Annotated in this window: 25 protein-coding genes; 21 read left to right on the top strand and 4 right to left on the bottom strand. The window is 62.7% G+C overall.

Translation table 11 applies throughout. The features are described 5' to 3' along the window. The first annotated feature begins 11 nt into the window (after positions 1-11). The gene (locus EPO50_RS28930; RefSeq protein WP_296350125.1) at positions 12-245 is read left to right on the top strand and encodes a DUF2274 domain-containing protein; all 234 of its coding nucleotides are present in this window, start codon (positions 12-14) and stop codon (positions 243-245) included. On the opposite strand, the gene EPO50_RS28925 is transcribed toward EPO50_RS28930, so the two are convergent. Next, positions 228-1,115 carry a LysR family transcriptional regulator gene (locus EPO50_RS28925; RefSeq protein ID WP_296350123.1) on the bottom strand — a complete coding sequence of 296 codons (888 nt, stop codon included), beginning with the start codon at positions 1,113-1,115 and terminating at the stop codon, positions 228-230. The two genes, EPO50_RS28930 and EPO50_RS28925, sit on opposite strands and share 18 nt — an antisense overlap. 799 nt (positions 1,116-1,914) lie before the next feature. On the opposite strand from EPO50_RS28925, the gene EPO50_RS28920 reads away from it, so the two are divergent. The 3 genes from EPO50_RS28920 (at position 1,915) to EPO50_RS28910 (ending at position 6,013) form a co-directional block, all read left to right on the top strand. Beyond that, a complete protein-coding gene (locus tag EPO50_RS28920; protein ID WP_296350121.1) occupies positions 1,915-3,849 on the top strand; it encodes a cytochrome c/FTR1 family iron permease in 1,935 nt (644 codons plus the stop codon). Between the two features lie 240 nt (positions 3,850-4,089). Then, positions 4,090-4,644: a TRAP transporter small permease subunit gene (locus tag EPO50_RS28915; protein ID WP_296350119.1), complete on the top strand. Its 555-nt coding sequence runs from the start codon at positions 4,090-4,092 to the stop codon at positions 4,642-4,644. Position 4,645: 1 nt separating this feature from the next. Further along, on the top strand, positions 4,646-6,013 hold the full coding sequence (locus EPO50_RS28910) for a TRAP transporter large permease subunit (RefSeq protein ID WP_296350116.1): 1,368 nt from the start codon (positions 4,646-4,648) through the stop codon (positions 6,011-6,013). A 16-nt stretch (positions 6,014-6,029) separates the two neighbouring features. Here EPO50_RS28910 and EPO50_RS28905 read toward each other — a convergent pair whose 3' ends face one another. Next, positions 6,030-6,425: a helix-turn-helix domain-containing protein gene (locus EPO50_RS28905; RefSeq protein WP_296350114.1), complete on the bottom strand. Its 396-nt coding sequence runs from the start codon at positions 6,423-6,425 to the stop codon at positions 6,030-6,032. A 72-nt stretch (positions 6,426-6,497) separates the two neighbouring features. Between EPO50_RS28905 and EPO50_RS28900 the strand changes: the two genes are divergently transcribed. The 7 genes from EPO50_RS28900 to EPO50_RS28870 all read left to right on the top strand — a co-directional run bounded on the left by EPO50_RS28900 (position 6,498) and on the right by EPO50_RS28870 (position 12,402). Next, positions 6,498-7,352 (top strand): cation diffusion facilitator family transporter, encoded by an 855-nt coding sequence (locus EPO50_RS28900; protein WP_296350112.1) that lies wholly within the window; start codon positions 6,498-6,500, stop codon positions 7,350-7,352. Further along, positions 7,349-7,813, top strand: a complete 465-nt coding sequence (gene lspA / locus EPO50_RS28895) for a signal peptidase II (protein WP_296350110.1) — start codon at positions 7,349-7,351, stop codon at positions 7,811-7,813. The genes EPO50_RS28900 and lspA overlap by 4 nt, the downstream gene beginning before the upstream one ends. A gap of 151 nt (positions 7,814-7,964) precedes the next feature. Further along, positions 7,965-8,639, top strand: a complete 675-nt coding sequence (locus EPO50_RS28890; RefSeq protein WP_296350108.1) for a DUF6639 family protein — start codon at positions 7,965-7,967, stop codon at positions 8,637-8,639. 255 nt (positions 8,640-8,894) lie between these two features. Next, entirely contained in the window at positions 8,895-10,265 is a 1,371-nt protein-coding gene (locus EPO50_RS28885; protein ID WP_296350106.1) for a phenylacetate--CoA ligase family protein, read from the top strand. Between the two features lie 23 nt (positions 10,266-10,288). Then, positions 10,289-10,462, top strand: coding sequence for a hypothetical protein (locus EPO50_RS28880; RefSeq protein WP_296350104.1), 174 nt, complete (start codon positions 10,289-10,291; stop codon positions 10,460-10,462). Next, the gene (locus EPO50_RS28875; RefSeq protein ID WP_296350102.1) at positions 10,453-11,001 is read left to right on the top strand and encodes a TRAP transporter small permease subunit; all 549 of its coding nucleotides are present in this window, start codon (positions 10,453-10,455) and stop codon (positions 10,999-11,001) included. The genes EPO50_RS28880 and EPO50_RS28875 overlap by 10 nt, the downstream gene beginning before the upstream one ends. A 30-nt stretch (positions 11,002-11,031) precedes the next feature. Then, positions 11,032-12,402 carry a TRAP transporter large permease subunit gene (locus EPO50_RS28870; protein WP_296350100.1) on the top strand — a complete coding sequence of 457 codons (1,371 nt, stop codon included), beginning with the start codon at positions 11,032-11,034 and terminating at the stop codon, positions 12,400-12,402. Positions 12,403-12,908: 506 nt separating this feature from the next. On the opposite strand, the gene EPO50_RS28865 is transcribed toward EPO50_RS28870, so the two are convergent. Continuing rightward, positions 12,909-13,550: a DUF1109 domain-containing protein gene (locus EPO50_RS28865; RefSeq protein ID WP_296350098.1), complete on the bottom strand. Its 642-nt coding sequence runs from the start codon at positions 13,548-13,550 to the stop codon at positions 12,909-12,911. Further along, positions 13,547-14,104, bottom strand: a complete 558-nt coding sequence (locus EPO50_RS28860; protein WP_296350096.1) for a sigma-70 family RNA polymerase sigma factor — start codon at positions 14,102-14,104, stop codon at positions 13,547-13,549. Before EPO50_RS28860 ends, EPO50_RS28865 begins: the two co-directional genes overlap by 4 nt. A gap of 228 nt (positions 14,105-14,332) precedes the next feature. Here EPO50_RS28860 and EPO50_RS28855 point away from each other — a divergent pair, with 228 nt between their 5' ends. The 10 genes from EPO50_RS28855 (at position 14,333) to EPO50_RS28810 (ending at position 23,889) form a co-directional block, all read left to right on the top strand. Beyond that, complete coding sequence (locus tag EPO50_RS28855; RefSeq protein ID WP_296350094.1) at positions 14,333-14,788, top strand: hypothetical protein; 456 nt, start codon at positions 14,333-14,335, stop codon at positions 14,786-14,788. Then, entirely contained in the window at positions 14,778-15,203 is a 426-nt protein-coding gene (locus EPO50_RS28850; RefSeq protein ID WP_296350092.1) for a copper-binding protein, read from the top strand. The genes EPO50_RS28855 and EPO50_RS28850 overlap by 11 nt, the downstream gene beginning before the upstream one ends. 794 nt (positions 15,204-15,997) lie before the next feature. Beyond that, entirely contained in the window at positions 15,998-17,260 is a 1,263-nt protein-coding gene (locus EPO50_RS28845) for an efflux RND transporter periplasmic adaptor subunit (RefSeq protein WP_296350090.1), read from the top strand. After that, positions 17,257-20,400 carry a CusA/CzcA family heavy metal efflux RND transporter gene (locus tag EPO50_RS28840; RefSeq protein WP_296350088.1) on the top strand — a complete coding sequence of 1,048 codons (3,144 nt, stop codon included), beginning with the start codon at positions 17,257-17,259 and terminating at the stop codon, positions 20,398-20,400. Before EPO50_RS28845 ends, EPO50_RS28840 begins: the two co-directional genes overlap by 4 nt. Continuing rightward, a complete protein-coding gene (locus EPO50_RS28835; RefSeq protein ID WP_296350086.1) occupies positions 20,397-20,573 on the top strand; it encodes a hypothetical protein in 177 nt (58 codons plus the stop codon). The genes EPO50_RS28840 and EPO50_RS28835 overlap by 4 nt, the downstream gene beginning before the upstream one ends. Then, complete coding sequence (locus EPO50_RS28830; protein ID WP_296350084.1) at positions 20,570-22,018, top strand: TolC family protein; 1,449 nt, start codon at positions 20,570-20,572, stop codon at positions 22,016-22,018. Before EPO50_RS28835 ends, EPO50_RS28830 begins: the two co-directional genes overlap by 4 nt. Further along, complete coding sequence (locus EPO50_RS28825) at positions 22,015-22,209, top strand: multicopper oxidase domain-containing protein (RefSeq protein WP_296350083.1); 195 nt, start codon at positions 22,015-22,017, stop codon at positions 22,207-22,209. The genes EPO50_RS28830 and EPO50_RS28825 overlap by 4 nt, the downstream gene beginning before the upstream one ends. 93 nt (positions 22,210-22,302) lie before the next feature. Further along, positions 22,303-22,707 (top strand): DUF411 domain-containing protein, encoded by a 405-nt coding sequence (locus tag EPO50_RS28820; RefSeq protein WP_296350472.1) that lies wholly within the window; start codon positions 22,303-22,305, stop codon positions 22,705-22,707. Positions 22,708-22,728: 21 nt separating this feature from the next. Beyond that, entirely contained in the window at positions 22,729-23,034 is a 306-nt protein-coding gene (locus EPO50_RS28815) for a hypothetical protein (RefSeq protein WP_296350082.1), read from the top strand. A gap of 114 nt (positions 23,035-23,148) precedes the next feature. Next, positions 23,149-23,889 (top strand): spondin domain-containing protein, encoded by a 741-nt coding sequence (locus EPO50_RS28810; RefSeq protein WP_296350078.1) that lies wholly within the window; start codon positions 23,149-23,151, stop codon positions 23,887-23,889. Positions 23,890-24,001 lie beyond the last annotated feature (112 nt).

Genomic DNA, 24,001 nt, shown 5'->3' with positions numbered 1-24,001 from the left:
GGAGAGCCCCTATGTCGAAGCTGAAGCTGACTGCGATTGAAGATGACAAGCCGGTGCGGCTCACGATCGACCTGCCCGCCACCGTGCACCGTGATCTTGCTGTCTATGCCGAGGCGCTCGGGCAGGGCACAGGCAAAGCCACGGTCGAGCCAGTGAAGCTCATCCCGCCGATGCTGGCTCGGTTCATGGCGACAGACCGCGCCTTCGCGAAGCTTCGTCGAGCACGATCAAAGCAATCTGCGTGATTGTGCCTCATCGCGCATGAAGGCGATAAATCGTCCTACAGCAGGGTCTTCGGTCGTTGGCCGCCACGCCAACTCGACCTGCACCCAAGCGTTGTCTTCGCGAATTGGCTTATAGACCACCCCGGGAAATGCGACTTCCGCTTGGCTTTGCGCCGCCAGGGTAATGCCAAAGCCGGCGCCAACGAGAGCCATTACCGATTGCTTGCTCGCAGGATGGGAAGAGAACTTTGTGACGTCTCCCAAGAGCGACGCGTAGAACTCCCTGGCTGCATGACTGTCCTCCCAGCCCTGCGTGAGGAAGGTATGACCACGCAAAAGGTCCCACATCAACGAATCGTAGGAGGCGAGCCTATGTCCTTCTGGGAGTGCGGCTACAAGGGGCTCTCGGTAGATAGGGACAGTGTTTGCGCCACGCCGGGGCGCATACGTCGTTACGAACGCGGCGTCCAGACTGCGTTCCGCCAGCGCCTCGGCGATTTGGTTGTCGTTCAACTCATGAAGAGTCAGCACGACACCAGGATGTCGGATGCGCCAGTCGGCCAGCAGTGGCTGCAAGGGCCGACCAATCGGCGGCATCCGTACACCTAGCCGCAGCCGCCCCGTTCTGGCCGCGCCGCTGCTCTTCCCGGCGCGCGTCACAGCGTCGAGGGAGTCGAGAGTACGCCGGACCAAGACCATCAAGTCGCGCCCTGCCGCTGTGAGGCGAATGCCGAAGGAGCCACGCTCGAAGATGGTGACACCAAGCTCATCCTCGAGGCGTACGATGCGCCTGCTAATCGTGGAGGGCTTAATGCCCAGCGATTGCGCAGCGCTTGAAAGGCTGCCGGTCTCGACCGCGATCGACAGATAGCGCAGATCTACCAAATCCATCGCGTGCGTCCTCTCGCTGTCGAAAATCGTTCACGGTCCGGTACGCCACCGGCCAAGGCCGGCCCGATTGCGATGGCATGACCGCGTCGACGCAGCAGTGATGGCATCACGAGTGCAGGAATGTAGCTGCGTGAGCCTAAAGCGCGGGTTGCGCGAACATTAGATGGTTGTAATGAACGACCTATTGGCTACCGCGGAGACTGTTACCCAGAGTCTCTGACCGCGGAGCAATGACCACGTGCGAAACCGCTCGATAGCCCAAAGGAACTTGGCACCAAAAGAACGGCTGAGAGCGCAAATCGGGGTCGCAGCACGACAAGGATACCGTGGCGTTTGGAGGTGGCCGCACGACACGAAGAGAGGGAGATCTACTCAGTGCTGATCGTTTCCAGTGGCGAACCGCGAGACAACGCAGCTGCCTCGGTCGGGCGATAACGCCCTCAAGGGAGAGGCAAACAAACCCCGTCCCGCCTGGCGCGGCGATGGAGATCCTCCTGAAGACCGCGGCAGGAAAATACGGACACGCTAAGTAACTAGCGCTGGCTCACATCATCGACGTTGGCAGTTGGACTGCGACGGGCGCCGATCCACGGCACTGCGGCTAACAAAACGCATGGGCATTGCCGTTCATCCTCGAGCGGCCTCAATCCGCCTCACGGCGCCTTTGATCGGACTTCGCCGCACAGCGAGTGCAGAGCGCGGTCGTCTGTTCCCCTGAGGTGCACGCTGGAGTGGCTGCTCATCATCGGGCCTGTTCGCGCGTCATTGCGAACAAGTCGCAGTTGCGATACGAAGCTACATGTTCACTCGTGCGATCACGCTTTGCGTCCTGCTCATCGCCAGTTTCATCCCAGCGTCAGCAATCCGCGCCGATAACGCCAACGTCCTGACGGTCTGGCGTCTGCTCGACTACATGGCGATCGACTATCGCGACGCGGTCCGCGATGGGGAGATCATCAACGCGAACGAATATGCGGAGATGGTCGAATTCGCCGGCACAGTGAAGGACAAGCTCGACAATGTGCCGCCGTCCAGTGCGAAAGCAGATCTTCAAAAGCAGGCGAGTGAACTTCAGACCGCGATCGGTCGGAAGGCGACGCCTGAGGTTGTCGCTACCTTGGCTCGATCGCTGGCTGCGGACTTGATCAAAGCCTATCCAATTCCCTTGGCGCCAACCGCCGTTCCCGACTATGCGCGCGGGCGAACTCTCTATGCCGAGAATTGTGCGAGCTGCCATGGCGCCACCGGCAATGGCAAAGGCGTTGCCTCGGCTGGCCTGGACCCGGCCCCGATCGCCTTTACGGACAAGGACCGCGCCAGTGAGCGCAGTATTTTCGCGCTCTACCAAGTGATCGAGCAGGGTCTCGACGGCACCAGCATGGCAAGCTTCGCTCATCTGCCACCGCAAGACCGATGGGCCCTGGCTTTCTATGTCGGCTCGCTGGCGTATCCGCCTGACGACGTCACCAAAGGCGAACAGGTTTGGAAGTCTGACGCCGACTTGCGTCGGCGTACCACTTTGGCGAGCTTGGTCGGGGAGAGACCGGCAACGCTCGTGACCAGCCTTGGCGACGACAAGGCTGATGCGATCACCGCGTACCTGCGCCGCAATCCCGCAGCGGTCGTCCAGCCATCGAGTACATCGCTCACGCTGGCCCGAACGCGGCTCGGCGAGGCGGTCCTTGCCTATGAAAAGGGCGATCGCCGCGCTGCGACCGATCTGGCCTTGTCGGCCTACCTCGACGGGTTCGAGCCGATCGAGCCGATACTGTCGACTCGAAATCATGCCCTGATGGTCGGGATCGAAGCCGGGATGGGCGAACTGCGTGCTGCCATTACGCGCGGTGCCGCCGTGGACGGCATACGCGCGCAGGCCAAAGCCTTGGAGGATTTGTTCAGCGACGCCGAAGCCGCCCTTGACCCCCATCAGGCCACGTCCTCGTCCAGCTTCTTCGCCGCATTCACCGTCCTGTTGCGTGAAGGCCTTGAAGCAATACTGATCGTGGTCGTCATGCTCACCCTCCTGCGCAAGGCGGAGCGACACGACGTCGTATCCTATGTGCACGGCGGCTGGATCGCGGCGCTGGGCGCGGGCGTCCTTACCTGGGCGGCGGCAACCTATCTCATCGCTGTGAGCGGAGCGGACCGTGAACTCACCGAGGGTTTCGGATCGTTGCTCGCGGCAATCGTTCTGCTGTGGGTAGGTGTCTGGATGCATCGCAAGAGCCAGGCGGATGCATGGCAGCGCTACATCCGGGACAAGCTCGGCCAGGCGATTTCGCGAGAATCCACCTGGGGCTTGTTCGGGCTCACCTTCGTCGTTGTCTACCGCGAGGTCTTCGAGACCATCCTGTTCTACACGGCCATCTGGAGCGAGGAGCATGGCTGGGCAGTCATCGCCGGTGCCGGCACGGCCATCATCGTCTTGACGGCCATCGCCTGGGCTTTGATGCGCTACGGACGTGCCCTGCCAGTCGGAAAATTCTTCGCCTATAGTTCGGCGTTGCTTGCCGTCCTGTGCGTTGTGCTGATCGGCAAGGGCGTATCCGCCTTGCAGGAAGCCGGTTGGTTGCCGGTTAGTCCCCTTGCAGGCTTCATCCGCGTGGAAATCCTCGGCATCTATCCGACAGTCCAAGGTATCTCAGCGCAGGTCGCGATGGCCGTCTTGCTCCTGATTGGCTTCTGGAACAATCAGCGTCTCGCTTCCGCGGAGCCCAGGGACCCACAGGGCTGAAGCGGCGCACTGTTTCGATCCTCGTGCGCGCGGCATCAGATCTGCGGTGTGATCACTCGTTGCGTGGATAACGGTCTACTCTTCCGAAATGCACTAACAGTGAAATCGACAGCCGAGCGCTGAGGATACATTCGTTCTTGATCCTTTAGCGGCTACAGGGTGCACCATCGCCCGTCCGTATCGGCAGCAGTGGTCTCCCTGCCGGCACAAATATTCGGGGACTGAAGCGGGGCGATTGATATGCGTGCGTTGCTAAGTATCGCACATGCAATCGACGGTCTGAATAGAACCGTTGCGCAGTACGTGCGCTGGGGATTGCTCGCAAACGCCATCCTCATCACGGCAAACGCTCTGAGCCGGAAATTCTTCTCGCTGGCTTATGCGTCGGCGTTCGATCTCCAATGGCAGTTTTTCGCCGCCGTTGTCTTGTTGATGGCTGCCTACACCTTTCAACGAGATGAGCACGTGCGTATCGACGTCCTGGCCGGCCGGCTAGGCGAGCGGGGTCTTGCTTGGCTCGATCTCATTGGAATTTGCCTCGTTCTCCTGCCGGTGTGCGCTGCGCTCGTATGGGTGAGCTTGCCGCAATTCATCATCGCCTTTCTTTCCGGCGAGAGCCGGGCGACGAGGGAAAGCACGAGCCACATTCCGGCATGGATCATAAAGGGCTTCATTCCAGCTGGCTTTTTCCTTCTCGCACTGCAGGGCATCGCCGAAGCCATACGCTGCGTTGCCTGTCTCAGGGGCATTCTTCCGCGGCCGATGCACCGGCAGCGGCTGATCGAGGACCGTTGATATGACGGAAATCCTCGCGCCCGCGATGTTCCTCTGCCTGGTCTTGGCACTCTTCGCCGGGTTTCCGGTTGCCTTCTCGCTCGCAGCGGTCGCTGGCGCTTTCGGCGCCATCGGCGTCACGACGGGCCACTTCAACGTCACTTTCTTGAACAATATGCTCTTCCGGATTCAGGGGACGTTCAACAACGACAACCTGCTAGCGCTGCCGCTCCTGATTTTCATGGGAATGCTGCTCGAGCGCACCGGCATCGCTGAGGAAATGTTCACCGCCCTTAATCGCCTTTTCGGGCGTCTCTCCGGCGGGTTGGCGTACACAACCATTATCGTTGGTGCGGCCCTCTCTGCGATCACCGGATTCGTTTCAGCGTCGGTGGTGGCTATCGGGCTGATCTCGCTGCCCGTGATGCTGCGTGCAAAGTACGATCCGAAACTCGCCACCGGAGTGGTTGCTGCGGCCGGCACGCTCGCCCAGGTCATACCGCCAAGTCTCGTTCTCATCATTCTGGCAGAACAGCTCGAAGTGTCCCTTCTCGAGATTTATCGAGGTGCGCTATTGCCGGCGGCGCTCCTCGTCGTGTCGTATTTGTCATACATCTTACTCGTTACGCGCCTGTCGCCCGAGCGTGCGCCTTCCACATTGGGAAGGGATGTCGCGCCACAGTCACAGATAGTCCTTGAGGTTGTGCGAGCGGCCGGACCGCCCTTGGGTATTGTCTCTGCCGTGCTGGCAGCGATCTATTTCGGCATCGCAACGCCGACCGAGGGCGGCGCCATTGGCGTCGTCGCGATATTGCTGCTGGGACTGGCAGGGCGAAAGCTGACCGGGCGCAATCTTCGCCAAGCAATGGATGTCACCGGCATACTTTGTTCCGGCATCATCTTTCTATTGCTCGGAGCATCCTTTTTCATGCTGGTGTTCCGTGGTCTTGAAGGTCACGTCTGGATCGAATCGCTCTTTAAGTTCCTGCCCGCAGGCCAGGTAGGCTTCATCGTTTTCGTCAACGTAGCGATCTTCTTCCTGGCGTTCTTCTTGGATTTCTTCGAGATCGCTTTCATCGTGCTGCCGCTGATCGCGCCCATCGCGCGCCAGCTCGGCATCGACATGGTCTGGTTTACGGTGCTGCTTGCCGTCAACCTCCAGACCTCGTTCATGCATCCGCCATTTGGGATCGCGCTCTACAACCTCCGCAGCGTAACGCCGTCTTCTGTTCCTACATCGCAGATCTACTGGGGTGCCGTGCCGTTTCTGGTTCTGCAGGTCTTGATGGTTGGCCTTCTCATTGCCGCGCCGCAAATTGTGACGCGGGCGCCGGCACCGGCGGCCAGCCCGGGAGCGATCAACATCGAGCTGCCTGCACCTGAGAACTGAGCCAGCCGACCGAGAATCAGCGCATGTTAGTGAGCGCGTCGATCACTCGGCAATCAACGACCCGGCCATTCTTGCAAGCACGCACCATGCGCTTCAGTTCATCGCGCAGCACGGTCAGGCGGCTCAGGCGGCTTTCGACGGCTGCAAGCTGAGCGGAAGCCAGTTCCGACGCAGCCTTGCACGACAGCTCAGGCTTCTCCTGCAAGGCAAGCAGCGCCCGTACCGCAACAAGCTCAAATCCCAACTCGCGCGCGTGGCGGATGAAGGCCAGCCGCCCGGTGTCCTCCTGGCCATAAACCCTGCGGCCGTTGGGGGCGCGGCGTGCCTTCGGCAGCACGCCGGCGCGCTCGTAATAGCGGATGGTCTCAATGTGAACGCCGCTTTGCTTTGAAAGCGCACCGATCGACATCATGGCGACGGCCTCTTGTTTCTGTAGCCACTACAGGATGTATAATTGCGCGAACACAGATCAAGGACAACCTCTATGAACGCAACAACCCTCGATGCTCCCGTCCGGTACCGGGTCACCGGCATGGATTGCTCTTCATGTGCCACCAAGATCGAAGGCGCGGCGCGCAAAGTAGCGGGTGTCGACGATGTCAGGGTATCGATTGCCTCACAGGAAATGACGCTGCGTCTTCACGACAAGACCGCGCCGCTGCCAGAACTGGAACGCACAATCACAGATTTAGGATACCAGCTGACGCGACTGGGCGAGGACGATGACGACGACAAAATTCCTGACCTCTCGCACGTGACGCCAGCGTACAAGCGCGCACTTTGGATCGTCATCCTTCTCAACGCCGGTTACGGCGCAATCGAGATCGTTGGCGGCTTCCTTGCCGGTTCGCAGTCGCTGAAGGCCGACGCCCTCGATTTCCTGGGTGACGGGTTCATATCGTTTCTCGGACTGATCGCCATCGGCTGGGGGCTGCAGGCACGCGCGAAGGCCGCGCTGCTGCAAGGCCTATTTCTGGCCGCGCTTGGCGTGGGTGTCATTGCGTACACCGGATATCGCGTGCTCGTGCTCAACCAGCCGCACGCAGAGCTGATGGGTATCTTCGGTGCGATCGCCTTGGCCGTGAACATCGCGGCCGCACTCGTACTGATCCCACATCGCAAAGGCGATGCGAACGTGCGCGCAGTCTGGTTGTTCTCTCGTAACGATGCGATCGGTAACGCCGCGGTCGTCGTCGCAGCCGGCCTCGTATGGTGGACAGGCACGCCGTGGCCTGACCTCGTAGTCGCCGCCGTCATAGCTGCACTTTTCCTGCAATCGGCATGGTCGATCATCACGGACGCGCGCGCCGACCTGAGACAGGCCAAACGCGTTGGATGAAATGGTCGGCGCCAGGCATTGGGTCGGAATGCGCTATAGCAGCCTACATCGTCGATCAGGTGAGCAAGGCCGCCGCGATTGCATTTTTGTCACGGCCGCAAGAAAGCGTCGAGGTATTGCCGATTTTTGATTTAGTGCTCGCGCGCAATCGAGGCGTGAGCTTTGGCCTTTTGACGGGACTGCCGTGGTGGGCGCTCGCCGCCTTAGGGTTAACGGCGGTGACGCTACTGTCCATCTGGTTGTGGCGAACCCGCACGAAGCTCAGCGGCGCTGCAGTTGGTCTGATCATCGGCGGTGCGCTGGGCAATATTGCAGATCGAATACGATGGGGTGCCGTCACAGACTTTCTTGATTTCCATGTTGGCCAATACCACTGGCCGGCATTCAATTTTGCCGATGTTGCCATAGTAAGCGGTGTGGGTTTGCTCTTTCTGCAGCGGTCGAAACCTCGAGCATCGTGAACGACGTAATGCGAGTAGCGGAAGATTCAGCGTAGTGGTTGACCCGGTCATCCATTGGGAGCGCCCTTCAATGCGGCTGCCGCCAAAGCTATGCCGCCTATCATCATCAAACGTTCGCCGAAAGAGCGGGCTACCTGCGTCCTGTCGGCGTGTGCTGATCATTGCGTCCTGTTTGGCACTTGGATTCGCCCAAACCTCGATTGCCCAATCTAGCCACAACGAACAGCTATCGACTTGCGGCTACAAAGCAGTTGTCGTCATCTACCGCGGCACCGCCGAACTCGCCGCGGCATGCGATGCCTTGAATGAAGTTACAGCCTACTTCCGGGCGATCGGATTTGAGGCTGCCCCTGTCGTTTCGGTGGAGTTCGCGGACCGACCCGCTGACGATACGGGAGCGCATGGCTATTTTGATCGCCCCGGAGCACGAGTCGTCGTCTACCGCGCCGGCGCGGTTCGTCCTTGGAGTCTCTCTTGGAATCTAGCAGTGGCCGCCTCATTCCTGAGGCACGAATTGGTGCATGCAATGGTTTGGCGAGTCGGCAAGGAGCCCAACCGTCTTCCTCGCGAATGGCACGAATTTATCGCATACGCGATCCAGCTTGATCTGATGGACCCGAATATCCTTGAGCGGGTCCTGGCTAGTCAGGCCGATGTTCAGCCATTCGATGAACTGATCGCTGTCAACGAATTCACGTACGGCATGGGTCCGGAAGCGTTTGCCGTTGCTGCGTACAAAACCTACCGCGCACGTGGTGGAGCGCAATTGGTGCGGCAGCTGCTCGCAGGCAAATTGGTACCTCCCGTCTCGCACCCTCCACACTAGAATTCTCCATTGCTGGCTTCGAGATTGGAAGGAATCCGCGTCGGACGGTACGGCGAGCCGGCGCTTTCGACGGACGCGAGAGTGCCAAACCGTATGCCGAGAGGGTCCTGCCGCTCCTTGCGCACGACGCAGGATTCGGAGCGACGCCGATCCGTTGGGATGAAGCTTCGATAGTGAGCATCGCAGGTTGCTTCTGTAGTGGCTACAGGATGTATTATGGCAACAGCTGGAGGTGTCTGGAACCTCGAAACGATCATGACCGAGCATGTCGTAAGCCTGATCTGGGACGCCTGGCGCACACGAAGGAAGGGCATGGGCGCAATCGCGCAACGCCAGCGCGCCCGTCTCGCCGACATGGTCGCCCATGCCCGGGCCGGCTCGCCTTACTACGGTGAGCTATACCGTCATCTCCCAGATCGGATTGAAAGCGTCGAGCAGCTTCCAGTTACCGACAAGAAGATGCTCATGGAGCGCTTCGACGAATGGTGCACTGACCGCGCCGTCGCGCTCGAAGCTGCAGAAGCGCTCGTCGACGATCCCAGTCGGATCGGAGAGTGGTTCCTCGAGAAATATACGCTGGTCACGACGTCAGGCACCACCGGCCGCCGCGGAATCTTCGTGATCGACGATCGCACCATGGCGGTCGTGACTGCGATGATGTTCCGCTGGATCGGTGACTGGCTCAGCCTGGGCGACTTCCTCAAAATCATCGCCCGCCGCGGCCGGTCAGCGATGATCATGGCGACGGGCGGCCACTTTGCGTCGGCGGTTGCCGCTGCGCGCCTGAAGAAGCGGCTCGGGAGGCGCGTCGAGGTGCTCTCGGCCCACACGCCGATGACGGAGCTTGTCGAGCGGCTCAACCGCTTCCAGCCGGCGATGATTGCGCCCTATGCCAGCATGGCCGCCCTGCTCGCCGACGAGCAGGAAGCCGGCCGCCTCCTTATCGATCCCGTGCTGCTGGTCCTGTCGGCCGAAGGGCTGCCGCAAGCGGAGTACGGCCGCATTGCACGCGTGTTCGATACCAAGGTCGGCAACAGCTACGCCGCGTCGGAATGTATGTTCTTCAGCTGCATGTGCCGCGAGGGCTGGTTGCACGTCAACTCCGACTGGGTAGCGTTCGAGCCGGTCGATGCCGACTATCGGCCGGTCGCTCCCGGCGAGCAGTCGCACACGATCCTGATCAGCAATCTCGCCAATCGGGTGCAGCCAATCCTGCGCTATGATCTTGGCGACAGCGTCTTTCAGCGGCCGGACCCGTGCCCGTGCGGCAACCCCTTGCCCGCAATCCGCGTGCAGGGTCGCTCCGCGGACGTTGTCACGTTCCGCACTTCAGGCGGCGATGTCAGGCTGCCTCCGTTAGCACTCACCCAACCGATCGAGGCTGTTCGGGGAGTCACGCTCTTCCAGCTCGCGCACTCCGAGCAGGAAAGACTCGAATTACGTCTGCAAATCACGCCGACGGCGAATGCAGACACCGTCTGGCGCGAGGCCGAAGCAGGTCTGCGGAACGTGCTTGCCGAGCATGGGCTTGACCACATCGTTGTGGAGCGCGGCGGCGAACCGCCGGAACAGGGTCACGGCGGAAAGTTCCGGGAGGTCATTCCGCTCTCGGACGCCCGCACGTGAAATCGGTCTCGGGGAGAGTGTCGATGAAGGGGAAGGAAATTGCCAAGTTCTTCGCTGGCTTTGCAGCCAATCAAGTTCTCACTCATGGGGAGGTCGACGATCCCTGTTCAGGAGCGGTTGAGCCGCGCGCGGCAGTGATGATGGCGCTCATCGACGTATCGGCGGCCGTGGGCTTGGGAAGGCGTTCATGTCAGTGATCAGGGCCTGCCGCGTGTTGGAGCGCGGTATCATCTGGTTCGGTGCGCTGGTCGCCTGGGTCACCCTCATCCCGCTGATCGCCGTCTCGGTCTACGACATGATTGGGCGGCAGTTCTTCCACGTCGGCTCGACCCGGCTGCAGGAACTCGAGTGGCACTTCTTCCTCGCCGTGGTGATGCTCGGCCTCGGCTATGCCTATCTGCGTGATGCACATGTACGGATCGACATCCTCCGAGACCGGCTGACGCTGCGCACGCGCGCCTGGATCGAGCTGTTCGGCTGTCTGCTGGTCCTGGTTCCGTTTTGCATGATGCTCATCGTCCATGGCGGCGAGCTCGCGCTGAACTCCTTCGACACGATGGAGCGTGCACGCGCGCCGCTTGGCCTGCCGATGCGCTGGATCATTAAGTCCGCGCTACCGGTGGGCGGCCTCCTGCTGCTACTAGCCGGCTTATCCGTCGCCATCCGCAATGTGATGTTTCTCGCCGGGCGCGCGACAAGCCCTGCGCCGGCCAGCGGCGAATTGCAACGCGGCTAGCGAGAACACATTCGGCGCAGGGGGGGCGCGATGGATTTCCTGATCGATAACCTCGCACTGTTCATGGTCCTGGCATTGGCCTTGCTGCTTTTCAGCGGCTATCCCGTGGCGCTTGTTCTCATCGGGGTCGGGCTGGGCTTCGGCTTGATCGGCTACGCGCTGGAGCAGTTCCCGCTCGTCGCCTTTTTCAACATTCCGCTGCGCATCTACTCGACGCTCGGCGAGAACCTGATCTATCCCGCGGTACCGATGCTGCTTTTCATGGGCATTGCCCTGGAAAGAAGCGGGATCGGCCGCGAACTGTTGGTCTGCCTGCAGGTGTTGTTGCGCCGCGTACCCGCCAGCCAGGCGGTCGCGGTGACGGTGATCGGCGTCATCCTGGCACCGTCTGCCGGCCTGGTCGGCGCCTCGGTGGCGACGCTCGCCTATCTCGCGCTCCCCACCATGCTGGAGCGCGGATACAAGAAATCCTTCGCCACCGGCTCGATTGCCGCCGCCGGCACGCTCGGCCTGATCCTGCCGCCGGCAATCATGCTGTATTTCCTCGCCGACGAGCTCGGGGTGTTCATTTCACAGATGTTCCTTTCGACGATCGTGCCGGGCCTTGTTCTGGTCGCGCTGTACGTCGGCTACTATGTCGGCGCGGCGATCCTCGATCCGCGAATCGCACCCCCGCTTACAGCCTTGCCGACCCGTAGTGCACTGCAGCTCACGATCTATATCGTCCGGAGCCTGGCGCTTCCGGTGCTGCTTATCGCCATGGTGCTTGGCTCGGTCATCGCCGGCCTAGCCACGCCGACACAGTCGGCGTGCGTCGGTGCGGCTGGCGCAATCCTGCTCATGCTGCTCAATCGCAGCTTCTCGCTGCGCGCCATGCACGGGATCGTCGAGAGCACGGCGCTGATGACCGCGATGGTCTTTTTCATCGCCGTCGCCGCAACGGTGTTCTCCTACGTGTTCCGCTACTTCGGCGGCGACACGCTGGTCCTCGAGCTGCTGCGGGGTCTCGGCTTCGGCGACTGGGGCATGCTGCTGACCATGCTGGCGATCATCTTCGTGCTCGGTTTCTTCATCGACTGGATCGAGATCGCCCTCATCACTTTGCCGATCTTCGAGCCGGTGCTGAAGGCGCTCGATTTCTCGGCCTATGTCGGCTCGCCCGAGCTTGCCTCCTTGTGGATCGCGGTGCTGATCGCGCTCAACCTGCAAACCTCGTTCCTGACACCGCCTTTCGGCTTCGCGCTCTTCTTCCTCAAGGGCGCTGCACCACCGAGCGTCTCGCTGCGCGACATCTATCGGGGCATCGTGCCGATCGTGGTGATCCAACTGGTCGGCATCGCGCTTGTCCTCGTCCTGCCCGGGCTTGCGACCTGGCTGCCGATCCTTGCCGCTACACCCTAACCCAAGGCAGCGCGCCTGCTACGTGATGACTCCATCCCCGCCGATCGACTGGCTCCGGACGCTCAGAATTTACCTAAGCGCTTCAGCGATACTTCACCTTGTGTGGGAAACGCTGCAACTCCCGCTCTATGCGATTTGGAGCACCGGAAGCTTGGGTGAAATTGCCTTCGCGGTCCTCCATTGCACGGCCGGAGACTTGATGATCGCGAGCCTCTCACTTCTGGTCGCGCTCGTCGCCGTCGGGAACCTCGCATGGCCATCTGAAAGGTTCATTCCCGTCATGGCGACGACCATCGTTATTGGGATCAGCTATACGGTCTACAGCGAATGGCTGAACACCGTAGTCCGCAAGACGTGGGAGTACTCGGAGCTAATGCCGACGATTCCAATACTCGGGTTGGGATTGTCTCCGTTGATGCAGTGGGTGATCGTACCGACCGTTGGATTTGCCCTGATTCGATGCCGGTACGCACGGAACTCAACCCGACGCTAGCCTCCCGACGCTGCTACCATCTTAGCAATCGAGGACCTAGTACGGCGCCGCCGAGCGTGCACAGCATGATCGTGCCGCCATACCAGACGGCGACGAACGGCAGCGAATCGGCAGTGCAATGCAAGGCGTAGCCGGCGGCGCTCAGTCCCCCGGCGACGACGCCGGCGAGCGCACCAGCTCGCCTGAGGTTCGTCGGCGCTGCTTGGCGCACCGCCCAGATCACCAGCGCGAAAGGAATGATGGCGATGATCGGGATGGACAGCAGGCATTCGAGCCATTCATCGCCCATGAACATCGCTTGCCAATGCAGCGCAGGCGCATTGGCCAAGCTGATCGCGGCCAGCCCGACGATGCCGGCGAACGGCACCCCCACGAGCGCCATCCAGCCACGCCAATGCACGCCCGGTCGCACTAGTCTGGTAAGATAGACGGAGGCTAAGAGCGTGACCGCCACTGCGAAGGTGAGCTTGACGATGAGGAAGGCGAGCGCCTCGTCGCTGCGAATATTGGACCGGCCGCCCAGCATGATCAGGGCGGCACCAAGAGCGATCACGGCGCCACCAGCGACGGCCGCGGCCAAGGTGCGCGACACCTGCCGGTGATCGACGGCCTCGATATTAGTGGTCAGCATGTTGATCAGATCGCCTGTCTTCATGACTTTTGCTCCGGCCGAATCGCCGCCGACAACGCCTTCAGTCCGCGGTGGATGCTGACCTTGACCGCCGACTCCGTCATACCCGACCGGCGCGCCGCCTCGGCGACGCTCAACCCGTCCAGCTTCACGTACTGAATGGCCCACTGCATCTTCACTGGTAGCCGGGCCATGAGCCGCTTCAGGTCGATCGAGCTCTCCACCTCGTCATGATCGGCGCGCGACGTGAGCTCGCCGACGTCCTCGATCGGCACGTCGCCGCGGGACGAGTTGATCCGGCGCAAATAGTCTATGAGCTTGTAGCGCGCGATCGCGTGTATCCACGGCGTGAAGAGCTCGGCCCGGTCGTAGGTATGCCGCCGAGTGTGGATCGCCAGCAACGCTTCCTGCAATAGATCCTCCGCTTCAAAGCTTCCCCGCCCGACGCGCGTAAGCCGTCCCCGGTAGTAGCTGCGCAAATGCCGGCTGAGCCGTTCGAGCAACGCGCGATATGCAGCAGCGTCGCCGTCGAGGCCGGCCGTCATGAGTGCCTTCAGCTCTTCCTCGTTCGTCGACATACGGCTGCTGTCTCTAATTCGGGCGAGAGGCAGTCCCGGTTACACGGACTGCCAAAATAATTCCCGCGGACAGTGCACCCGACCCGGCCATTCACGTCAACGTGAGCATGCGCCTGTATCCGTTGCACCCTCGGCGTCGAACTCACGGGAAGAGGTCATTCATTTCGGAATGGAGCCTCGGGCGCCCTCGAACTGAGGGACCGTCCTACCTTCGACAAGGAGATCGACATGACCTATTCCCTTCGCAGGGTGCTCCTCGGCACAGGCGTAGTTCTGGCCTCGAGCGCAGCGACCTTCGCCGCCGCGGTGGCGATCACGATGTCCAGCCCCGCCTTCGCCGCCGGCAAGGACTATCGGTTCGAGCTGGTGCAGGCGATACCTGCCGGGGCCGGCAAGTCGGACGTAACTGTCCGCCTCGTGCGCACGGCCGATGGCAGGCCGGTTGGGAACGCGGAGATCTCTGCGGCCACGGCGATCAACACCGTCGCCGAACCAGCGGGATCCCGCCGATTCCTTGTCGAGACGGCAACGGCTGGTCCCCAGACATTACAGGTCTCCGCCAAGGTGCCGGGTGCAACTCGCGTCGAACGCTCCTTCAATTCCTCCGTGAAGTTCATGCAGGAGAGGACGATCCGCGGCGCGAGCGAGGTGGTCACCGGTGCGGTCACCTTTGATGCCCAATGACGTCGTGGTGGGCCTGCGATTGCGAACACCGCCCGCCGGCGAGTGCCCAAGCCGGGCACTCGCTGGATCCGGAAATACTGTCGGAGGTCAAAAAATGTTCGGTCGAAGAGCTTTCGCGGCGGTCGTCGCAGCGGCGACCGGCGCCGTTGCCCTGCCCGCGCTGGCGTGGGACGCCAGCCTGTCCGGCGAACGAGTGCTGTCCGCCGGCCGCGTCGTCAACGTCGATACCGATGCCGGCAAGATCACCATCGAGCATCAGCCGATTACCCAGCTCTATATGGAATCCATGACCATGATCTTTCGGGTCAAGGACCCGGCGATGCTCATAGGGCTGACGCCGGGAGACAAGATTCGATTCAGAGTCGAACGCGACACTGAAGGGTTTGTCATCACCAGAATAGAGAACTCAATTTGACACGACAGCGCGCGCCTCGAGAACTTGGCTCCGTCGGCCGGCGGGAACCGTCGAAGTATGGCGCCGTTACGGCAATGCGCGTTCGCCGATCCGTTAGGAGGACCCCCGATGTGCGAAGGCATGTCCTGCGGCGCCATGATGTGGGGCGGATGGTTGATTGGACTACTAGCCCTCGTCGTTCTTTTGTTGGGCGCTACGGCTCTCGTGAAATACCTCCGATCGAGGTGAGAAGTCGCTTTGTTCGATCGGCGCGCCGGTGGTTTTTGGCCCAGCGCTACGCCATCGATTCAGCATCTCTGCATAACGCTACCGTGACAACTGCGCTGTTGGCAGGTCCGGTCGATTAGCACACTATGATAGCCATGCGTCGTCTGCGCCTCCTTGCCGGCTTGCTGGCCTGCTTTGCCGTTCTCGCGGCGAGTTTGCCGGCGGTCGCGCTTGGCTCGGCACCTTCGCTAAGTAGCGCCCCGGCGCAGACGGCGACATCCGAGCCCTGCGATCACTGCCCTGATTGCCAGGGTGGGCCATGCCAGCCAGCGATGGCAGGTTGCGTGCAGAGCTGCGTGGCCTCGGCGCCGGCTCTCGGCGTGGCGAGTTTTTCCCTGCAGGCGTTTTCAACCAAAGAGATTATTAGTCTCCGTCCGCCGGCCGCCCTGCACGGCCGGTCACCGCCGCCCGATCCCTTCCCACCGCGGATCTGATTTCCCGATCATTGCAGGAACGTAGCGCACGCCTGGTGGCGTAGCGCGGCGTGGCAAGCGCTTTGTGCGCGTGGTCTTTGGAAGGGAAGTCGTATGTCGAACGCATCGAGTTCGAAGCGGGGTGCCGCCCTGTCGCTGGCGTTGTTCGCCCTCGTCTTGGGCCTTGCCGCCGGCGCGGGCGCTGTGCTGTGGCTGTGGAAGGGGACTACGCCCGGCACTCCGATGGAGGCCGCCCAGGCTGCAGCACCCAGTGGCGGGCCCTGCAATGGCAAGCCGGCGAAGCTCTACCGTAATCCGATGGGGGCGCCTGATACCTCTCCCGTGCCGAAAAAGGACTCGATGGGCATGGACTACATCCCCGTCTGCGAGGACGAGGGTGCGCCGGAGAACGGCAATGTCGTCAAGGTGAGCCTCGACCGCGTCCAGAGGCTAGGCGTGCGTAGCGAGATCGTTGAGGAGCGGGCGCTGGCACGCACCATACTCACCTTCGCCTCGGTGCAGTACGACGAGCGCCGCCAGGCGGTGGTCGCCCCGAAGTTCGGCGGCTGGATCGAAAAGCTTTACGTCAATGCGACCGGCGACGTCGTAACGGCCGGCCAGAAGCTGTTCGACGTTTATAGCCCCGAGCTCAACGTGCTTCAGCAGGAATTCATGCTGTCGCGCGGTACGCAGAGCGGTGCCGAAGGCCGCCTTCGCAATCTCGACTACCCCGAGGCCGAGCTTGAGAAGTTGCGTCGCGGCGATCGCGCGCCGCGCATCATCGGCGTGCCCGCGCCGGAGGCCGGCACGGTCGTTGAGAAGATGGCGGTCAAGGGGATGCGATACCAGCCCGGCGAGGTGCTGTTTCGCATCGTCGATACCTCAACGATGTGGGTGCTGGCCGAGGTCTACGAGCAGGATCTCGCCTTCGTGAAAGTAGGCGACGTGGCCAAGGTCACCGTCAATACCTGGCCCGACCGGTCGTTTCCCGGCCGCGTGACCTTCATCTATCCCAGCGTCGGCAAGGAGAGCCGCACGGCGCGGCTCAGAATAGAGGTGGCCAATCCTGATGGGCTACTGCGGGCCGACATGGCGGCCACCGTTGAGATCGTGGCGCCCATCCCCGGCCGATGGGTGGCAGTGCCCGACTCTGCGGTGATCGACAGCGGCAAGCGCCAGGTCGTGCTGGTCGAACGCGGCGAGGGCCGATACGAGCCGCGGCCGGTGAAGCTCGGCGCACGCGTGGCTGGGTACGTTCAGGTGCTCGACGGGCTGAAGCCGGGCGAGCGCGTGGTGACGGCGGCCACCTTCCTGATCGACGCCGAGAGCAATCTGCGGGCGGCACTTGCGGCGTTCACCGCAGGAGACGCCAAATGATCGCCGGACTCATCCGCTGGTCATCGCGCAACCTGCTGTTGGTGTTCATTGCCACCCTTGGCCTGACTGGCGGCGGGCTCTACGCCGTCGGTCGCGTCTCGCTCGACGCCATCCCGGACCTCTCCGACACTCAGGTGATCGTCTACACCGAGATGCCGGGCCAGGCGCCGCAGGTCGTCGAGGACCAGGTCACCTATCCGCTGACCACGGCGATGCTGGCGGTGCCGCGCAGCCGTGCGGTGCGCGGCTTCTCCTTCTTCGGCGTGTCGTTCGTCTACATCATCTTCGAGGACGGCACCGACATCTACTGGGCGCGCAGCCGTGTGCTGGAGTACCTCAACTCTGGCGCCCAGAAGCTGCCAGCCGATGTCAAGCCGACCTTGGGACCCGATGCGACCGGAGTCGGCTGGGTCTATCAATACGTCGTGGTGGGCGCGAACCGCTCGCTGGCCGAGTTGCGTTCGCTGCAGGACTGGTACATCCGCTTCGGCCTGGCCAAGGCCGAAGGCGTGGCCGAGGTGGCAAGTGTCGGCGGTTTCGTGCGGCAATACAACGTCGTGGTCGACCCGGCCAAGCTGCGCAGCTTCGGCGTGCCACTGGCGAGCGTGATCGCGGCGATCCGCGCCTCCAACCGGGAGGTCGGCGGCCGGGTCGTCGAGATGGCCGAGACCGAGTTCATGGTGCGTGGCCGCGGCTATATCAAGAACACCGCGGACCTTGAGCAGATCGTGCTGCGTGCCGACGGGTCGGTGCCGGTGTTGCTGCGCGACGTGGCGCGGGTCGAGTTCGGGCCTGACGAACGGCGCGGCGTCGCCGAGCTCGACGGCGAGGGCGAGGTGGTGAGTGGCATCGTCCTGCAGCGCTTCGGTCAGAACGCGCTCGACGTCATCGCCAACGTGAAGGCCAAGATCAAGGAGATCGCCGGCGGCCTGCCGGAGGGCGTGCGCATCGAGGCGGTCTACGACCGCTCCGACCTGATCCACCGCGCCATCGACACGCTGATCCGCACGCTGGTCGAGGAGAGCGTCGTGGTGGCGGTCGTGTGCTTCGTGTTCCTGCTGCATGTGCGCTCGGCGCTGGTCGCGATCGTGACCTTGCCGGTCGGCGTGCTGATGGCGTTCCTCGCCATGCACATCATGGGCATCGGCTCCAACATCATGAGCCTCGGCGGTATCGCCATTGCCATCGGTGCCATGATCGACGCCGCCATCGTGATGATCGAGAACGCCCACAAGCATCTGGAACGGCTGAAACCAGGCCAGCCGCGCAGCGAGGCGATCATCGAGGCGGCGGTCGAGGTCGGTCCGGCTCTGTTCTTCAGCCTGCTGGTCATCACCGTGTCGTTCCTGCCGATCTTCACCTTGGAGGCGCAGGAGGGCCGGATGTTCAAGCCGCTGGCCTGGACCAAGAGCCTGTCGATGGCGGCGGCGGCGCTGCTGTCGGTCACCTTGGTGCCGGCGTTGATGCTTCTGTTCGTGCGCGGCCGCATCCTGCCGGAACGCCGCAATCCGGTGAATCGCGTGCTGATCTGGATCTACCGGCCAGCCATCGATCTGGTGTTGCGGGCACGCGTGCTGACGATCGTTCTGGCGCTGGCGATACTGGGCGCCACGGCGTGGCCGGCGATGCGGGTCGGCACGGAATTCATGCCCGCCCTTGACGAGGGCACGCTGTTCTACATGCCGACCACGCTGCCTGGCCTTTCCGTCACCAAGTCGGCCGAGCTCCTGCAGACTCAGGACAAGATCATCAAATCGTTCCCCGAAGTGGCCTCGGTCTATGGCAAGGGTGGCCGCGCCGGCACCGCCACCGATCCGGCGCCACTCGAAATGTTCGAGACGGTGATCAACCTCAAGCCCAAGGATCAGTGGCGGCCAGGCATGAACATCGACCTACTGATCGCCGAGCTCGACCGGGCTTTGCAGTTCCCCGGTGTCAGCAACGCCTGGACCATGCCGATCAAGGCCCGCACCGACATGCTGGCCACCGGCATCCGCACGCCCGTGGGCATCAAGCTGCTAGGGCGCGACCTCGGCGAACTGGAAGGCCTTGCCCGCCAGGTCGAGGCGGCGGTGCGCAGCGTGCCCGGCACCACCAGCGCCTTTGCCGAGAGAGTCACCGGCGGCTCGTTCCTCGACATCGTGCCCGACCGAATGAGGCTCGCTCAGTACGGCCTCACCATTGAGGATTTGCAGCTCGCGGTGTCGAGCGCCTTGGGCGGCGAGGCGGTCACCACCACGGTCGAGGGCCGCGAGCGCTATTCGGTCAACGTGCGCTATCCGCGGGATTTCCGCTCCGATCCGCGGGCCATCGCGTCCGACGTGCTGATTTCGACCATGCGCGGCGGCATGATCCCGCTGGGCCAGGTCGCCGAGGTGAAGCCGAGCCAGGGCCCGACCACCATCCGCACCGAGAACGCCCAACTCGCGGTCTATGTCTTCGTCGATTTCCGCGACCGCGATCTCGGCGGATATGTCGCTGATGCGCGGCGCGCCGTGCAGGAAAAGGTCAAGTTTCCGCCCGGCTCCTACGCCATCTGGAGCGGCCAGTTCGAGTTTCTCGAACGCGCCGAGGCTCGGCTGCAGATCGTCGTGCCGGCGACCTTGCTGCTGATCTTTGTCCTTCTCTACCTCAACTTCCGGCGCATGACGGAGACGTTGATCGTCATGCTGTCGCTGCCGTTCTCGCTCGTCGGCGGCTTCTGGTTCGTGTGGTGGCTAGGCTTCAACATGAGCGTGGCCGTTGCCGTCGGCTTCATCGCCCTGGCGGGCGTCGCCGCCGAGACCGGCGTGGTGATGCTGATCTATCTCGATCATGCGCTGAAGGAGCGGCACCGCCAATGTGAGGCCGAGGGCCGCCCCCTCGACCGTTCGGATCTCCGGGCCGCCATCGTCGAGGGTGCCGTCGAGCGCGTGCGACCGAAGATGATGACGGTGACAGCGATCATGGCGGGGCTGCTGCCGATCCTGTGGAGCACCGGCACCGGCTCGGAGGTGATGCAGCGCATCGCCGTGCCGATGATCGGCGGCATGGTGAGCTCGACCCTGCTCACCTTGCTGGTCATTCCCGCGCTCTACGCCTTGGTGAAGGGCTGGAGCCTGCAGCCGGCATCGACTCGCCTAGCGGAGGCCCGCACATGAGATACTTCATGCTCGCAGCATTAGTTGCGTTGCTTCAGGCCTGCTCGGAGTCGACACCGCCGACGCTGGCGCCATCGCCTGGACCTGACGATTCGACGGCGCCGTCCTCCGACGCACCCTATCGCCCGGTCATGGCGGGCACCGTCTATCACGGGCTGGGGAGGACGCCATGATCCGGCCTGCCGTCATAGTGCTTTCGCTCACCGGCCTGCTCGCCGGCTGCGCCTCGTTCTCGCCTGACGGCGGCATGAGCGAGGTGGCGCAGGGCGTCGGCCGGGAGACCGGTTCCGGCATCGGCAGGAATGTCGTCAAGATCGCCAGCGTCGAGCAGGCGCACCAGGCCAAAGAGCAGGTCGCCAACCTGCTGGCCATGCCGCTCTCAGCCGATGCGGCGGTGCAGGTGGCGCTGCTCAACAACCGCGACCTGCAGGCCGCCTACAATGACCTGGGGATCTCCGAGGCGGCCTATGTCCAGGCCAGCCTGCCACCCAATCCGGGAATCTCGTTGATGAATGTGGGGGGCACGGGCGTTGCAAATTTCGAGCTGAGGCTGATCGGCGACATCCTGAGCCTGATCACGCTGCCGCGCCGGACGGCGATCGCCGCCGAGCACTTCGCGCACGCTCGGCACCAGGCGATCCTAACCACACTCCGCCTCGCCGTGGACACGCGAAAGGCGTACATCCGTGCCGTGGCTGCCCAGCAACAGGTCGGCTTCCTTGATCAGGCGCGCGGCACGGTCGACGCGGCAGTAAAACTGAACATACAGCTTGGTCAAGCCGGCGGCGGCGACCAGCTCGATCAGGCCGAACTCGCCGCCTTTTATGCCGAACTGAGCGCACGGATGGCCCAAGCCCGGCTCACGGCGCGCCGCGAGCGCGAGACGCTGATCCGCCTGATGGGCCTGTGGGGAGGCGACGTCTCCTTCAATCTGCCCGCCGAGCTGCCGCCTCTGCCCGGGGAGCCCGAATCCATGGCGACGGTGGAAATTGAAGCCATCAACCGCAGGGTCGACCTCGTCATGGCGCGCCACGACGTTGCCGCGCAGGCCAAATCGTTGTCGCTCACCGAGGCGACGCGCTACGTCTCGATGCTGCAGTTGGCCGGCATCTTCAACAGCGAGTCGGCAAACCCGCTGACCAATACCAACACCCAGATCAACCGCGGTGGTGCCCAGCTCGACTTCCAGCTGCCGATCTTCGATACCGGCGAAGCCCGCACGCGGACAGCACGGGAGACCTACATGCGGGCGCTCAATCGGCTCGCCGCAAAGGCCGTCAATGCCCGCTCCGAGGCGCGCATCGCCTACGAGACCTATCGTGGCACCTACGACATCGCTCGGTTCTGGCGTGACCGCGTCTTGCCGCTGCGCCAGACGGTCTCTCGCGAGGTGGCATTGCGATACAACAACGGTGTGCTGGCCGGCGAGGGGATGCGGGTCGATCTGTTCAGGTTCTTCGTCGACGCACGCGTGCGCATCGGAGCCACTGCCTCTGCGCTGGACGCGCGCCGCGATTTCTATCTTGCCGCTGCTGACCTGCAGGCCGCGCTTTCCATTGGCGGCGGCGGATTCGCGAGTAACGAGCCGGCGGCACCAGCATCAACACCGATGCAGTGAGACATGAGAACCACCTCTTCACCACTGATCTTGCGCCGAGCCTTGCTCTCGGCGACGGCAGGCCTTGCTTTTGCGAAGGTGGCGGGTCGATCAACCCCGGCGACTGGATGGTGCATTGCCACGTCACCGACCATCAGACCGCCGGCATGATGGCAGTTATCAGGATCGGTGACGGCCTTATCCGCAAGTGATGAGCGAGGGACGACCGTCTCGTCAAACCGATGGAACAACCTAGCGAAGGAGATCAACAGATGGGCCGTATTCTCTCCCTTGCCGCCTTACTGATGATGATTTTCGCCGTGGCTCACGCCGAGGAGCGGCCTAAGGCGCTTCTCTACACGAGCCCGCAATGCGGCTGCTGTGAAAAATATGCGGCCTACTTGCGCCGCAATGGCTTCGACGTAACTGTCAAGCCGACTCACGATCTCGCCAGCATCAGCCGTAAGGCCGGGGTGCCGGCCGATCTGGAAGGTTGCCACACGATGTTCGTCGACGATTATGTGGTTGATGGCCATGTGCCCGTTGATGTGGTCCGCAGGCTGCTATCAGAACGTCCACCGATCGCCGGCATCTCCTTGCCTGGCATGCCTACAGGCTCGCCGGGCATGTCCGGGACGAAGACGGGACCGTTCGTCATCTACGCTCTCCCCAAGGATGGGAGTGACCCGACCATTTACGCCAAGGAGTGAGCGCTCAAGAGCGAGTTCTCCATGATCGAATCGGCCCACAGTCTGCCCGTTCAAACTTCCTCGATCCTCAAGCGGCTCGACTCTGCTCATCATCGTCACTGCCGCCGTCGAACGCTCGTCATTTTGGTGGCGGTCGCCTTCACCTGCGGTCTGGCTTTGAATTGGCATTGGCTCGTGGTCGTGGGCGTGGGGTCGCTGTTATTGGCTGCATTCCTTCGCCTCGCGGTGTGTGCCGTGGGACTGGGCAAGAACCTTGATAGTGATCGATCATTTACGACAGCCGCCGGGCCTTCATCGACTCCTTTTGTCGGTCGATCACCTCAATGATCATAGACACCTTCGGCCATTCGTTCGAAATGCATCAAAACGATAGCGAATCGGTCGTGTCCCCGCACCAGCGCAAGCGCCAGATTGCCCATCGCGCATCCGGGATCGTCCAGGATGCGCGAAGATGGCGAGAAGGATCCCGATATGACGCATTTCAATCGCAGGCATGTACTCCTGGGCGCAGGCGCCGCCGCTTTCACGGCCGGCCTCGCCTCGACCGGCCGGGCCACGGGGTCGACGACCTTCTCCGTCACGATCCGCAACGTTGCGACCGACAAGACGCTGAAGCTGCCGGATGGTGGAACGTCGGGTGCACCGATCGCGCCGGGCGTCTTTGTTGTCAGCTCGACGCCGCATGTCCTGTTCACGCCGGGTATCCCGGCCGCCGAGGCGCTGGAGCGCCTCGCCGAGGACGGCAACTTCCAGCCGCTGCTCGACAAGGTCACCGCCATCAAAGGCCTGACCTCCAGCGGCATGTTCCTGCCCGGCCAGCCTTTCATGTTCACCGCGTCGCCGGGCGACAAGCTGCAGTTCGCGACCATGTTCGTCCAGTCGAACGACCTGTTCTTCGCTCCCCGGCACGGCGGAATCGCGCTCTTCGATACCGGTGGGAGAGCCATGCACGGCAAAGTCACGAGCCAGGTCGCGCTGTTCGACGCCGGGACCGAGGTGAACCAGGCGCCGGGCATCGGCCCCGACCAGGCGCCGCGCCAAGCCAAGCCCGACACCGGAATGGTCGAACGGATCGCGATCGCGCCCGTGGCTGACCGGCGCGACGGCTTTGTCTATCCGCCGGTCGAGGCCGTGATCGATGTCGAGATCATGCCGCTCGCCGCGGAGCGGCAGCAGGGCTGAGATCACAGAGCACCTTAACCGCGCTCGAGCTCAATGTTCGCCTGCCTGGATTCAGCCTGAACCTGCCATGCCCATAGACAAGTCAGGTTCCGGGCGTGGCCCTTTCCAAAGA

The organism is Reyranella sp., from assembly GCF_004297405.1.
GTDB lineage: Bacteria > Pseudomonadota > Alphaproteobacteria > Reyranellales > Reyranellaceae > Reyranella.
Note: the sequence above shows the minus strand (reverse complement) of the source record. Positions and strands in the feature narration are given on the sequence as shown.